Source organism: Ferrovibrio sp. (assembly GCF_002796975.1).
In the GTDB taxonomy this organism is placed as follows: domain Bacteria; phylum Pseudomonadota; class Alphaproteobacteria; order Ferrovibrionales; family Ferrovibrionaceae; genus Ferrovibrio.
The window spans coordinates 616862-629658 of the sequence record NZ_PEKV01000005.1 but is presented as its reverse complement, the minus strand read 5'-3'; the positions used below and the strand labels follow the sequence as shown (position 1 = coordinate 629658).

Annotated in this window: 13 protein-coding genes; 4 read left to right on the top strand and 9 right to left on the bottom strand. The window is 62.8% G+C overall.

Features of this window, described 5'->3' with window-relative positions; genetic code table 11:
• From ilvN to miaA, 3 genes are all read right to left on the bottom strand, one after another.
• On the bottom strand, positions 1-416 hold a 416-nt coding region (gene ilvN / locus CTR53_RS07935; RefSeq protein WP_290810979.1), incomplete at its 3' end, for an acetolactate synthase small subunit.
• A gap of 31 nt (positions 417-447) precedes the next feature.
• The gene (locus CTR53_RS07930) at positions 448-2235 is read right to left on the bottom strand and encodes an acetolactate synthase 3 large subunit (protein WP_290810976.1); all 1788 of its coding nucleotides are present in this window, start codon (positions 2233-2235) and stop codon (positions 448-450) included.
• Positions 2236-2332: 97 nt separating this feature from the next.
• Positions 2333-3295 carry a tRNA (adenosine(37)-N6)-dimethylallyltransferase MiaA gene (miaA, locus tag CTR53_RS07925; RefSeq protein ID WP_290810973.1) on the bottom strand — a complete coding sequence of 321 codons (963 nt, stop codon included), beginning with the start codon at positions 3293-3295 and terminating at the stop codon, positions 2333-2335.
• A 52-nt stretch (positions 3296-3347) separates the two neighbouring features.
• Here miaA and serB point away from each other — a divergent pair, with 52 nt between their 5' ends.
• The gene (gene serB / locus CTR53_RS07920) at positions 3348-4250 is read left to right on the top strand and encodes a phosphoserine phosphatase SerB (protein WP_290810969.1); all 903 of its coding nucleotides are present in this window, start codon (positions 3348-3350) and stop codon (positions 4248-4250) included.
• Positions 4251-4257: 7 nt separating this feature from the next.
• Positions 4258-4677: a lecithin retinol acyltransferase family protein gene (locus CTR53_RS21240; RefSeq protein ID WP_367158946.1), complete on the top strand. Its 420-nt coding sequence runs from the start codon at positions 4258-4260 to the stop codon at positions 4675-4677.
• Between the two features lie 177 nt (positions 4678-4854).
• On the opposite strand, the gene CTR53_RS07915 is transcribed toward CTR53_RS21240, so the two are convergent.
• Together CTR53_RS07915 and CTR53_RS07910 are read right to left on the bottom strand one after the other, a co-directional pair.
• Positions 4855-5076, bottom strand: a complete 222-nt coding sequence (locus CTR53_RS07915) for a hypothetical protein (protein ID WP_290810966.1) — start codon at positions 5074-5076, stop codon at positions 4855-4857.
• A 170-nt stretch (positions 5077-5246) separates the two neighbouring features.
• Positions 5247-6029 (bottom strand): 3-hydroxybutyrate dehydrogenase, encoded by a 783-nt coding sequence (locus CTR53_RS07910; protein ID WP_290810963.1) that lies wholly within the window; start codon positions 6027-6029, stop codon positions 5247-5249.
• Positions 6030-6190: 161 nt separating this feature from the next.
• Here CTR53_RS07910 and CTR53_RS07905 point away from each other — a divergent pair, with 161 nt between their 5' ends.
• Positions 6191-6814 carry an ATP-dependent Clp protease proteolytic subunit gene (locus tag CTR53_RS07905; RefSeq protein ID WP_290810960.1) on the top strand — a complete coding sequence of 208 codons (624 nt, stop codon included), beginning with the start codon at positions 6191-6193 and terminating at the stop codon, positions 6812-6814.
• A gap of 131 nt (positions 6815-6945) precedes the next feature.
• Here CTR53_RS07905 and CTR53_RS07900 read toward each other — a convergent pair whose 3' ends face one another.
• The 4 genes from CTR53_RS07900 to hflK all read right to left on the bottom strand — a co-directional run bounded on the left by CTR53_RS07900 (position 6946) and on the right by hflK (position 11540).
• On the bottom strand, positions 6946-7716 hold the full coding sequence (locus tag CTR53_RS07900; RefSeq protein WP_290810957.1) for a class II glutamine amidotransferase: 771 nt from the start codon (positions 7714-7716) through the stop codon (positions 6946-6948).
• Positions 7717-7911: 195 nt separating this feature from the next.
• Positions 7912-9417 (bottom strand): DegQ family serine endoprotease, encoded by a 1506-nt coding sequence (locus CTR53_RS07895; RefSeq protein ID WP_290810954.1) that lies wholly within the window; start codon positions 9415-9417, stop codon positions 7912-7914.
• 47 nt (positions 9418-9464) lie between these two features.
• The gene (gene hflC / locus CTR53_RS07890; RefSeq protein WP_290810951.1) at positions 9465-10355 is read right to left on the bottom strand and encodes a protease modulator HflC; all 891 of its coding nucleotides are present in this window, start codon (positions 10353-10355) and stop codon (positions 9465-9467) included.
• Between the two features lie 15 nt (positions 10356-10370).
• Positions 10371-11540: an FtsH protease activity modulator HflK gene (hflK, locus tag CTR53_RS07885; RefSeq protein WP_290810948.1), complete on the bottom strand. Its 1170-nt coding sequence runs from the start codon at positions 11538-11540 to the stop codon at positions 10371-10373.
• Positions 11541-11820: 280 nt separating this feature from the next.
• Between hflK and CTR53_RS07880 the strand changes: the two genes are divergently transcribed.
• Positions 11821-12797, top strand: a 977-nt coding sequence (locus CTR53_RS07880; RefSeq protein ID WP_290810946.1) for an Mrp/NBP35 family ATP-binding protein, incomplete at its 3' end; no start/stop codon positions are given.

The following is a 12797-nucleotide window of genomic DNA, read 5'->3' as shown; positions in this document are numbered from 1 at the left end:
TCCGGATTGCCGGTCAGTTCGAAGACGAAGGATTCGGTGGTGCTGTCGACCGCGCGGGCGCGGAAGATATCGGCGATGCGCAAGCTCTCGACGCGCTTCTCGCCAGTGCCGGCCACCTTGATCAGCGCAAGCTCGCGCGCGATATGCGGGCCCTCGACCGTCAGGTCATGCACGTTATGCACCGGCACCAGCCGGCCGAGCTGCGCCTTGATCTGTTCGATCACGTTGGCCGGACCCGACGTGACGACGGTAATACGCGACAGGTGCGCGGCATCGGAAACTTCGGCCACTGTCAGGCTTTCGATATTATAGCCACGGCCGGAGAACAGCCCGACCACGCGGGCGAGGATGCCGGGCTCGTTATCGACGAGCACGGAGAGGATATGGGACTGGATCGACTGCTGCGACGCGGACATGATCTGATTTCTTCTTCTGTGACGCCGGCCCTCAGACGAGGGCCATGCCTGCTTCGCTGACGGTGGCGTTGGTCGGATCCTTCGGCTTGTCGTCGGCCAGGATCATCTCGTTATGGGCCGCACCAGACGGCACCATCGGGAAGCAGTTCTCCGCCTTGTCGACAGCGACATCCACCACCACCGGGCCGTCATAGGCGATCATCTCCTTGATCACACCATCGAGGTCGGCCGGATCGGTGCAGCGCAGGCCCTTGCAATGGAAGGCTTCCGCCAACTTGACGAAGTCGGGCAGCGATTCCGAATAGCTCTGCGAGTAGCGGCCGCCATGCAACAGCTCCTGCCACTGGCGCACCATGCCCATATATTCGTTGTTGAGGATGAACACCTTCACCGGCAGGCGGAACTGCGCTGCGGTGCCAAGCTCCTGGATATTCATCAGGATCGAGGCCTCGCCGGCGATGTCGATCACCAGCTTGCCCGGATGGCCGAGCTGCACGCCGATGGCGGCAGGCAGGCCGTAGCCCATGGTGCCGAGGCCACCCGAAGTCATCCAGCGGTTCGGCTTGTTGAACTTGTAATGCTGGGCCGCCCACATCTGATGCTGGCCCACTTCGGTGGTGATGAAAGTGTCCTGATCCTTGGTCAGCTCATACAGCCGCTCGATGGCGAGCTGCGGCTTGATGATCTTGGAATCCTTCTTGTATTTGAGGCTGTCGCGGGCGCGCCACTGGTCGATCTGCTGCCACCACTTGTCGAGCGCCTTCTGGTTCGGCTTGTGACCGCCCGTTTTCCATGCAGAGATCATCTGCTCCAGAACCTTGCAGGCATCGCCGACGATATTCAGGTCGCAACGCACTGTCTTGTTATGCGAGGACGGATCGATATCGACATGGATCTTCTTCGAGCCCGGCGAGAAAGCCGCCAGACGACCGGTGATGCGGTCGTCGAAACGCGCGCCGATATTGATCATCACGTCGCAATCATGCATCGCATGATTGGCCTCCCAGGTGCCGTGCATGCCCAGCATGCCGAGGAACTGCTTGTCGGTGGCCGGATAGCCGCCCAGGCCCATCAGCGTGTTGGTGATCGGAAAGCCGGTCAGCTGCACGAATTCACGCAGCAGTTCGGACGCCCTCGGGCCGGCATTGATGATGCCGCCGCCGGTATAGAAGACCGGGCGCTCGGCGGCGGCCATCATGGCGACCGCTTCCTTGATCTTGGCGTCTTCGCCGCTCACCTGCGGGCGATAGGTCTTGTGCTTGACGTTATCCTTGCCGGTGTAGGTGCCCGGCGCGACCTGCACATCCTTTGGCAGGTCGATCACCACCGGGCCCGGACGGCCGTTGGTGGCGACATAGAAAGCCTCATGCACAACGCGCGACAGATCGTCCACGTTTTTGACGAGGTAGTTATGCTTGGTGCAGGGGCGGGTGATGCCGGTGGTGTCGCATTCCTGGAAGGCGTCGGTGCCGACCAGATGCGTGGCGACCTGGCCGGTCAGGCAGATCACCGGAATCGAATCGAGCAGTGCGTCGGTCAGGCCGGTGACGGCATTGGTGGCGCCGGGACCGGAGGTGACCAGCACCACGCCGGGCTTGCCGGTGGAGCGGGCATAGCCTTCGGCGGCATGCACCGCGCCCTGCTCATGGCGCACCAGGATGTGGCGGATGGCATTCTGCTTGAACAGCGCGTCGTAAATCGGAAGTACCGCACCGCCGGGATAGCCGAATACGACCTCAACACCCTGATCGATCAGGGCCTTGATCAGCATTTCTGCACCGGACATCTGAGCCGGCGCGGCCTGCGCTGCGGTGGACATGACGCTCAAATCCTTCGGGCAACTGCCCTTTTAGACGAAAATCGGCCGGAAGACGGGCCCCGGCCGGCTGGAAAAGCGGCGCCAACCTAGAAGCGCCTCAACGGGCCGTCAACAGGTATCTCACAATGAATGGAAAGATTTCTGCCTCAAGGTTGAAATTTTCTTGCTGGCTTAAGTCTTTTTCCACAACCAGGTCGGGGCTGAACTGGTGCCGGAACCAGGTGGTCTGGCGCTTGGCGTAATGCCGGGTATTGAGCTGGCCGACCCGGATCGCCTCGTCGAGGCTGATCTCGCCCTTAAGATATTGGATCAGTTCAGGAAGTCCATGCGCCTTGCGCATCGGGGCATCGGCCGGAAGGTCGGTCCGCGCCAGCACGGCCCGGGCTTCCTCCAGCGCGCCGGCTTCGATCATGCCGGTAAAGCGCCGGTCGATCCGCGCATAAAGGCTGTCGCGCGGCGGCTGCAGCAGCAGGCGGACTACCGGATTCGACAAACCGGGACTGGCTGGCGCCTGCTGCCAGTCGGCCAGACCGCGGCCGGTCGCCTGCAGAACCTCCCAGGCCCGCACCAGCCGCTGGCTGTCGCCCGGCTTCAGATTGGCGGCAGTTTCAGGATCGGCGGTGGCCAATGCGGCATGCAGACCCGTCGCGCCTTCCTCGTTCAGCTTGCTCCGCGCCGCGGCACGGATCTCGACCGGGATCGGCGGGATCTCGGCCATACCGTCGAACAGGCTGCGCAGATACATGCCGGTGCCACCCAGCAGGATCGGCACGCGGCCGTTGGCAATGGTCTCGGCGATGGCCTGCTTTGCCAGATCGACCCAGACGGCTGCCGTGCCGTGCGCGGCGCCATCCAGCACACCGTAAAGCCGGTGCGGCACACGGAGCATCTCGTCGTCGGTCGGCCGCGCGGTCAGCACCCGTAGATCGCGATAGACCTGCATGCTGTCGGCATTGATGATCGTGCCCTGCACCTTTTCGGCGATGGCAATGCCGAGCGCCGACTTGCCGCTGGCGGTCGGGCCGGCGAGCACGATGATCGGGGCTTTCAGGGGGTCCATCGGAAAAGGCCTGTCGGTTGCGTCGCCTGTTTTACAGGCCTAGAAGAGTCGGATGCAAAGCATTCTGACCCTGATCACCGCGCCCCATAACGCCGTGCTGACGCCCAAGCTCGCCAGTGCCGTGCGCGACGCGCTGGCGCTGGCCCGCGGCAGGGTCGGGCCGGCCGACTGGCTGGAACCGGGAATTGCCTGCGACATTCCCTTCGACAATGTCGATGTGCGCGAAGCTGAAAAGGTGGCACGCGTGGCCCTGCGCAACGCGCCGGTCGATGTGATCGCGCTGCCCGCCTCGCCCAGCCGGCGCAAGAAGGCGCTGGTGGCCGACATGGAGTCGACCATCATCCGCAACGAGATGCTGGACGAACTCGCCTTCCTCGCCGAGATCGGCGAACAGGTCGCCGAGATCACCGCCAGGGCGATGAATGGCGAACTCGATTTCTACGCCGCGATCCGCGAGCGCGTCGCCCTGCTGAAAGGCCAGCCGGCGACCCTGCTGGAGGAGGCCGCCAAACGCATCAGGCTGATGCCGGGCGCGCAGGCGCTGGTTGCCACGCTGAAGGAACATGGCGTGCATTGCGCGCTGGTCTCAGGCGGTTTCGATTACTACACCCAGCCGATTGCCGAGCAGCTTGGCTTCCACGAGCAGCAGGCCAATCACATGATCATCGAGAACGAGCAGATCGCCGGTATCAGTGAGCCGATCCTCGGTCGCGAGGCCAAGCTGGAAGCGCTGGAACGCGTCGCCAAAGCGCGCGGCATCACGGTGGAAGATTGCATGACGGTCGGCGACGGCGCCAACGATCTCGCCATGCTGGGTGCCGCCGGCATGGGCGTAGCTTATCACGCCAAGCCGAAGGTGCAGGCCGAGGCCCGCATCAACATCCGCCACGGCGACCTGACCGCTTTGCTCTACCTGCAGGGCTACCGCGCCGACGAGATTTTCGGGCGGGGTTAGATCAACGATGCTAGATATATCATCAAAGCGTCCTAGGCTACCAATTGGTAGCCATGTCGCGATTCGCAGACCTGCTGGATACACTCACCACGGCGTTTATATTGGCCGCTACACCATCATTCATCATTCTGGCTTGTCAGAGAACATCTTCGCAAGAAAAGGTCCAATATGTGAAACCAGTGTGGAGAAATTTCTTTCGGACGGACAGTGGCATGTAATTCAGTACCCAAAGGGTCAGTCACTGCCAAAAAATAAAGTAGTCGAAAACGCCAAGAGTCGATTGGGAGAGATTGGTTACGATCTATTTTCAGGAAACTGTGAGCATTTTGCGACTTGGTGCAAAACCGGTATCGCGCAGTCAAAACAGGTGGACGCCTTCCTAAAATTAGGAGCTGTTGGGGTACTGATCCATAACTTTGAATGGTAAGGAGCGATGGGGGATAAGGCGCAATTAAATTGGACTACAATCGCGATTCCTTCCGGTGCCGCTCTCGTTTTAGCGCCCGTCGGTTTTGCTATTGCCGGGCCATTAGGGGTAGCCATCCTCGCGGGGGCAGGCGGCTGGTATGCATACAAAAGACTAACCAGAACACCATCATCGCCATCAGATCAAAATGGCAAGAGCGCACAGCCCAGCAAGAATGAATAATGCTGGAGGGTATTTCTCAAATATCTTTTCAAACGATAGTGAACTTCGGTTCAGGCTTAACCGCTCGCGGCTCTTATGAAACAACCAAACTGGAGCCGCCAGTAGCGCAGCAATAATTGCGGTCAGTAGAAGCCACAAAATGGCACTCCACCCAAATGCCGCGAGAATCGTCAACATTCCCATAGATACCCTCATCGCAACTGGAATTGCTTGGGTGAGCAACCCACGGAAGTTTGGTCAACTCGCCATGCTGAGGCTAGGATTGATTACTGCGGTGGTTTTTTTAGGCGTGGATGGCCGGGACAAGCCCGGCCATGACGGTATGGTATGCGGTGAGAGAAAGTGCCTTACCGCGCGGTCCAGCCGCCATCGATGGCAATCGACGTGCCGGTGATCGACTTGGCGGCATCGCCGCAGAGATAGACGGCGAGCGCCGCCACTTCCTCGATCTCGACAAAGCGCCGCGTCGGCTGCACGGCCAGGATCACCTCGCGGATCACCTGGTCGCGCGGCATGTTATGCGCCTTGGCCTGGTCGTCGATCTGGTTCTCGACCAGCGGGGTACGCACATAGCCCGGGCAGATCGCATTCACCGTGATGCCGGCCTCGGCAACTTCCAGCGCCACCGACTTGGTCAGGCCGACCTGGCCGTGCTTGGCCGCCACATAGGCCGACTTGAACGGCGAGGCGATCAGGCCATGCGCCGAGGCGATGTTGACAATGCGGCCCCAGCCCTTCTTCTTCATGCTGGGCAGAGCGGTCTTGATGCAGTGATAGCTCGACGACAGGTTGATGTCCTGGATCGCGTCCCATTTGGCATCGGGGAATTCATCCACCGGCGACACGAACTGGATGCCGGCATTGTTGACCAGGATATCGATGCCGCCGAGGCCCTCTTCGGCCTTCCTGATGAAGGCGGCAACAGCCTCGCCCTTGCTCATGTCGGCGCCGTCATACAGCACCTTCACGCCGAATTCGGCGGCGATGCCCGCCCGTAGCTTCTCGATCTCGGTCGCATCGCCGAAACCGTTCAGCATCAGGTTGACGCCCTCTTTGGCCAGTGCCCGGGCGATCCCTAAACCGATACCGCTGGTGGACCCTGTGACGACGGCGGACTTGCCTTTCAGCATGGCGCGACCTTTCTTATCTGCCTGGAGAGAATGGCCGAAAGCCTAGCGGAAAAGCCCGGCTTTTGCCTAGGCGCGGACCGCTCGGAAAGGGCCTGAGCCTTGCGGCTGCGGCGCCGCCCATGGGATACTTTTGACCGCACTTTTGCAGGAGCCTGTTGCGCATGCTGAACCGTATCACCCGCCTGGATGAGGACGAGCCGGAGAAGAACGGCGAGACCGAAAAGGAGAAGGTGCGGGACAAGACCCCGGCCATCGAGGAGCGCCTGTTCAAGGCGCGCACCATCCTGATTTTCGGCGGCATCGACCAGAAACTGGCCAAGGAAGTCTCGGCCCGCCTGCTGGCGCTGCAGTCGGCCAGCGACGATCCGATCACCATCTTCATCAACAGCCAGGGCGGCCATGTGGAGTCCGGCGACACGATCTATGACATGATCAAGTTCGTGAAGCCGGATGTGCGCGTGGTCGGCACCGGCTGGGTCGCTTCGGCCGGCGCGCTGATCTTTGCCGCGGCCAAGCCGGAAAACCGCTTCTCGCTGCCCAATACCCGCTTCCTGCTGCATCAACCGTCCGGCGGCGCCGGCGGCACGGCTTCGGATGTCGCTATCCAGGCCAAGGAAATCATCCGCATGCGCAAGCGGCTGAATGAAATCTTCGCCCGCGAGACCGGCCAGCCGATCGAGCGGATCGAAAAGGATACCGACCGCGATTACTGGATGAGCGCGGAACAGGCGGTCGAATACGGCCTGGTCGGCAAGATCGTGCAGAACGCCCGCGAGATCGAATAAAAAAACTCGTCATTCCCGCGAAAGCGGGAATCCAGTGATCAGGAAAGATTATCAAGTGAGTCTGGATCCCCGCTTTCGCGGGGATGACGATTAAGGACTGAAAAGGCCGGCAGAAATGCCGGCCTTTTTTATTACGCCGCCAGCGCGTTCAAGGTCACTTCGCTGGCTTCGGCCGCCACCAGCACATGGCCGGGCGGCACCGGTAGCCATTTCTGCACATGCTCGTCCAGCGGCTCGGACACGATGGTGAGGCGGCCATCCTCCATGCGCCAGTACAGGCTGGGGGGCTCGGCGTCGGAGGAATAGCGGATCGCATAGACCGAGCGGCCGTCGGTGAGCGACGCCGTCATACGGAAGGCTTCCGCGATGCCATCCTCGATCATCAGCCGGCGCACATCGGCAATGGCGGCGGCAATCGCGCCGAGCGGATCGCGGTCGAGGCCGTGATGCAGCATCAGGTAGAAGATCGCTTCCGAGTCCGTGGTGCCGAGCCGTTGTTCGTAAAGACCATCGGGGATCAGCGCTTCAAGCCGGCGGCGCAGGCGCGCATAGCCGCCGATCTGGCCGTTATGCATGAACAGCCAGCGGCCGTTGGAAAACGGATGGCAGTTGGCGCGCGAGGTGGCTGTGCCGGTGGAGGCGCGCACATGCGCCAGGAACAGGCTGGAGCGGATCTGGTGCGCAATGCTGCGCAGGTTCGGATCGTTCCAGGCCGGCAGGATGTCGCGATAGGTCCCCGGCAGGTCGCGTTCGGCATACCAGCCAACGCCGAAGCCGTCGCCGTTGGTGGCGACCGCCGCCTTGCGGGCATGCAGGCTTTGTTCGATCAGCGAATAGCGCGGCGCGAACAGCAGGTCTTCCAGATAGATCGGATCGCCCCGATAGGTCAGCCAGCGGCACATGCGTTTCCCCCGGATTCGTTCGGCCAATTTTACGGGAAAGGACTGGAATTTGCGAAGCCGGCAAAGAAAAGGCCGGGCCAGAAAGCTATCCTGGCTGCCGGCCTTCCGTGATGTTGCGCCCCCCTCACCCTCCCGCTGCGCGGGGCCCTCCCTCTCCCGCAAGCGGGAGAGGTTGGACTGAGGGTCTTCTCTTTCTTATGACTTCAGCGGAATCGGCACGAAGCGCGGTTCGCCGGCGCGCTGGATCTGCAGCAGCGCGACCTTGCGCTTGGCATCCTTCAGCGCCTTCAGCATCTCGATTGCATCGTCCGTGCTACGGATTTCCGACTGCGCCATCTCGATGATCACGTCGCCCACGCGCACATCGCGCTTGGCAGCCGGACCATCGTTTTCCACATCGGTGACCACCACGCCCTTCACGTCATCCTTGATGTCGTGCTTCTGGCGCAGTTCCTTGGTCAGCGGCGCGATGCGCACACCGAGGTCGGCCAGTTCAGTCTCGTTGCGGCCGGGCTTGGGCCGGCTGGCGTCGGCCTTCTGGCTGTTCTCCTGCTTGGCGGACGCCATCGCGGCTTCGAGTTCGCCCAGCGTGGCCTTCACCGTCTGTTTCTTGCCCTTGCGCACGATGTCGACATTCACGGTCTTGCCGACCGGAGTCTCGGCCACGCTGCGGGTCAGCGCATTGGTGCTGGCAATCGTCTTGCCGTCGAAGCTGACCACCACGTCGCCGCTGTCGATGCCGGCCTTATGCGCCGGGCCGCCGGGCACCACCTTGGCGACCAGTGCGCCGCGCGCCTGCTTCAGGCCGAGCGCCTCCACCATCTCATCGGTGACCGACTGGATCTGCACGCCGAGCCAGCCGCGCTTGGTGCGACCGAATTCGATCAGCTGCTGCACGACCGGACGCGCCAGGTTGGCCGGCACGGCGAAACCGATACCGATCGAGCCGCCGGACTGCGAGAAGATCGCGGTGTTGATGCCAATGACGTTGCCATCCTTGTCGAACAGCGGGCCGCCGGAATTGCCCTTGTTGATCGAGGCATCGGTCTGGATGAAGTCGTCGTAACGGCCTGCGTTAATATCGCGGCCGCGCGCCGAGATGATGCCGGCCGTGACAGTGCCGCCGAGACCGAAGGGATTGCCGATCGCCAGCGTCCAGTTACCGACGCGGATCTTCTCGGAATCGCCCCAGTTCACTGCGGTCAGCTTGTGCTCCTTCGGCTCGACCTTCAGCACGGCAAGGTCGACCTCGGGATCGCGGCCGATGATCTTGGCTTCCAGCTCGGTATTGTCATGCAGGATCACGCGGACCTGGTCGGCATCGGCGATCACGTGGTTGTTGGTAACCACGTAGCCGCGGGCATCGACGATGAAGCCGGAGCCGAGCGAGGACACCTGGCGCGGCGGGCGGTTGCCCTCGCCGCGCTGCTGGCGTTCGAAGAACTCCTTGAAGAAATCCTCAAACGGCGAACCGGGCGGGAATTGCGGCATGCCTTCCGGCGTGATGCCACGGTTCTGCACGGTCTGGGTGGTGGAGATATTCACCACCGCCGGCAGCAGCCGCTCGGCCAGATCGGCGAAGTCGCCTTCCGGTGCCCGCGCATGCGCCAGCGTGCCGAATGTCAGCACCAGGACAGTGGCTGCCACCGCGACACGCGCGGTGACACTGCGGACCAGTCGTTCCTGCATCATACGCCCCATACTATACCCTCCTCGCCGCCCAGGCCGCGTTCCCGGGCGAACTCAACTCAGCGTCCAGCCGGACGGCGTGCCGCGCCGCTCGCGCTGTCGAAATACCTGAAGAACTCGGAATCCGGCGACAGCACCATGGTGGTGTCGCCCGGTTGCACCACTTTCGCGTAAGCCTGCAGCGACCGGTAGAAATTGTAGAATTCCGGATCCTTGTTGGCGGCCTCGGCGAAAATCTTGGTGCGCTCAGCATCGCCTTCGCCGCGCAGGATTTCCGAACGGCGACGCGCATCGGCGATCAGGATGGTGCGCTGGCGTTCCGCCTCGGCACGAATGCGTTCCGAAAGCTCGAAGCCGGTGGCACGCTGCTCGTTGGCTTCACGCTGACGCTCGGTCTGCATACGGCGGAAGATCGCCTGTCCGATCGTATCGGGGAAGTCCGCGCGCTTGATGCGCACATCGACCAGTTCGATGCCGAGACGGCGGCTGTCTTCCTGCAGCGTGGTGGTCACCTGCTGCATGGCAGCCGGGCGGTCGCCCGAGATAATGACGCTGGCGTCCAGCTTGCCGAAGGCGCCGCGGAAGGCGTTGGCCACCGAAGGCGCGAGGCGGCCGCGCAGCCCAAGCTCGTTGCGGACGGTCTGGTAGAACAGCAGCGGATTGGTGATCTTGTAACGGACGAAGCTGTCCACCACCAGGCGACGCTGGTCGGCGGTCAGGATTTCTTCCGGCTGGGCATCGAGGCCGAGGATGCGCTTGTCGAAATAGACCACATCCTGGATCAGCGGAATCTTCACATTCAGGCCGGGCTCGGTGATTACGCGACGCGGGTCGCCGAACTGGACCAACAGGGCCTGCTGCGCCTGATGCACGGTGAACAGCGAAGCCTTGACCAGGAAGCCGAGGGCGACCAGGACGATGACGACGACGGTGAGGATCGAGCGGTTCATGTTGCGTCTCCCCTCTTAGCGCTGCGGCTGCGGCTGTGCCGGCTGGCGCTGCTTTTGCAGCTCCGGCAGCGGCAGGTACGGCACCACGCCATTTGCCCCGCCCTGGCTATCGACGATCACCTTGTTGGTGCCGCGCATGATCTGTTCCATGGTTTCGAGATACATACGCTTGGTCGTCACGTCCTTGGCCTGGCGGTATTCATTGTAAACCTGGGTGAAGCGGCTGGCATCGCCCTGGGCATTGGCGATGGTTTCCTGCTTGTAGGCCTCGGCCTGCTGCAGCAGGCGCTGCACTTCGCCGCGGGCACGCGGGATGATGTCGTTGCGATAGGCTTCCGCCTCGTTCTGTGCGCGCTCGCGGTCGGCCTGCGCCGCCTGCACATCGCGGAAGGCATCGATCACCGACGCCGGCGGCTCGGTACGCTGCAGCGCCACCTGGGTGACGACGATACCGGCGTTATAGCCGTCCAGCACCGCCTGCATCACCCGACGCGTGTCGTCGGCGATCTTGGTGCGGCCTTCGGTCAGGATGAACTGGATGTTGTTCTTGCCGACCACTTCGCGGATGGCGCTCTCGGCCACTTGCTTGATGGTGCGTGCGGGATCGACCACGTTGAACAGATACTGGCCGGCATCCTTCACCTGCCACAGCACGGTGAAATCGATGTCGACGATGTTTTCGTCGCCGGTCAGCATCAGGCTTTCTTCCGGCACGTCGCGCTGCTGCGCGCCGCGGGTGGACGATTCGCCGAGCGAACGGAAACCGATTTCCTCGCGATTGACGGTGGTGACCTTCGGGGTCAGTACGCTGTCGACCGGCCAGGGCAGGCGATAGCGCAGGCCGGGTTCGGTCACGGCATGCACCTTGCCGAAGCGCAGCACCACACCCTGTTCGTCGGTGTCGACGCGATAGACGCCGGTGCCGAGCCAGATGGCCACGGCGACCAGGATGAGCAGCAGGATACCACGGCCGGACACGTCGCCGCCCGGCAGCATGCCGCGGAAGCGGTCCTGGCCCTTGCGCAGGATTTCCTCAAGGCTGGGCGGGTTTGGGCCGCCGCCGAACGGGCCGCCACCATTGCCACCGCCCGAACCGCGATTACCGCCGCCCGAACCCTGGCCCCAGGGGCCGCGACCACCGCCGCCACCGCCGCCAAAACCCCCACCTTGATTGCTCCAGGGCATCCTACAGTCCTTCTTAACCTGATTTCGGGCCGTCCGAGACAGCGCCAGCCCTCAAATGGCCGGCGCAACGGCGCCAGTTTCGCATTGTGCCGGCGGGTTGTCGCCCCGTTCCGGCCCCTGCCTCACCTGAAGCAGGGCCTCGCCTGTCCTGTCGGGCAGATGAATTGCCGTCCCTCAGCCTCCGCGATATATCAATCACTTGATATGGATCACCGGGGCACAAGCGCGGCTTCGCCTGCCATCCATCGAGAATATTGGAACGTTTACAGGGATTTCAAGCATGACCGGGGTTACAGAAGCGCAGATCCTCGACGCGCTGCGCGGTGTGGTAGACACCGATCATGGCAAGAATGTGGTCGAACTTGGCATGGTTTCCGGCCTGGTGATCAAGGGCGGCAATGTCGGTTTCGTGCTGGAAGTGCCGGCCCGGGACGGCGCGCGCAAGGAACCGCTGCGCAAGGAAGCCGAAAAAGCCGTTGCCGCCCTGCCCGGCATCACCTCTGCCACAGTGGTGCTCACCGCCCAGACCCAGGGCAAGGCGGCGGCGCAACCGGCACATTCCCATTCACATGGTCATGATCATCACGATCACGGCCACAGCCATGGCCCGGCGAAAAAGTCGGCCGCGCCTGAAGTTGCGGCGCGCCCGGCCATTCCCGGCATCAAATCGATCATCGCCGTCGCCTCGGGCAAGGGCGGCGTCGGCAAATCCACCACCGCCGTCAATCTGGCATTGGCCCTTGCGCAGGGTGGCAGGAAAGTCGGCCTGCTGGATGCCGATATCTACGGCCCGTCGCTGCCGCGCATGCTGGGCCTGAGCGGCAAGAAGCCGGAATCGCCCGACGGCAAGCGCCTGCAGCCGCTGCAGGGCTGGGGCATTCCCGTCATGTCGATGGGTTTCCTGGTGCCGGAAGACACGCCGATGATCTGGCGTGGCCCGATGGTGATGAGCGCGCTGGAACAGATGCTGCGCGACGTGAACTGGGGCGAACTCGACGTGCTGGTGGTCGACATGCCGCCCGGCACCGGCGATGCGCAGCTGACCATGGCCCAGCGCGTACCGCTGGCCGGCGCGGTGATCGTCTCGACGCCGCAGGACATCGCGCTGCTGGATGCCCGCAAGGGCCTGAACATGTTCCGCCGCGTCGATGTGCCGGTGCTCGGCATCGTCGAGAATATGAGCTTCTTCTGCTGCCCCAACTGCGGCCATCGCAGCGAGATCTTCGCCCATGGCGGCGCGCGCAGGACGGCCGAGGA